This window comes from Polaromonas sp. P1_G2 (genome assembly GCF_056405515.1).
On record NZ_JBFUBY010000752.1, the window covers coordinates 1 to 575 of the forward strand.

1 protein-coding gene is annotated in these 575 nt (G+C 62.6%); it reads left to right on the plus strand.

All coding sequences use genetic code 11. From position 1 onward, the window contains the following. Window positions 1–575 (plus strand): LptF/LptG family permease (locus tag AC1D0P_RS27385; protein WP_477679608.1); only part of this gene is annotated, 575 nt, incomplete at both ends.

Genomic DNA, 575 nt, shown 5'->3' on the forward strand with positions numbered 1-575 from the left:
GCCCTGTTCTTCTTTTTCGACCTGGTCGACGAACTCCAATACCTCGGCAAGAGCAACGGCATCAATGCCGGCGAGATCTACCAGATCCGCCATGCGCTGCTGTATGTGGGCCTGCTGGTGCCCAACCACCTTTACGAGCTGCTGCCCATTTCGGTGCTGATCGGCACGATCTTCGTCATGGCCCGGCTGGCCCAGAGCTCCGAATACACCATTTTGCGAACCAGCGGCCTGGGCCCCTGGCGCGCGCTGAAGCTGCTGCTGGCCCTGGGCGCCTTGTTTGTGGTGTTCAGCTTCGTGGTGGGCGACTACGTGGCGCCCGCCAGCGAGCGGGCCGCCCAGCTGCTCAAAGCGCGCTACCAGAGCAAGATCACCATAGGCCAGACCGGCGCCTGGCTCAAGGAAAAACAGGCCTACAACACCTACGTGGTCAACGTGAAGGCTCTCACCCCCGACAACGAAATGCAGGGCGTGCAGGTGTTCGAGTTCAACAACAAGGGACTGATCGTCTCGACCACTCAGGCGCCGCTGGCGAGCTTTGCCGCCGGCGATGCCTGGCAGCTGCAGCAGGCCACGCG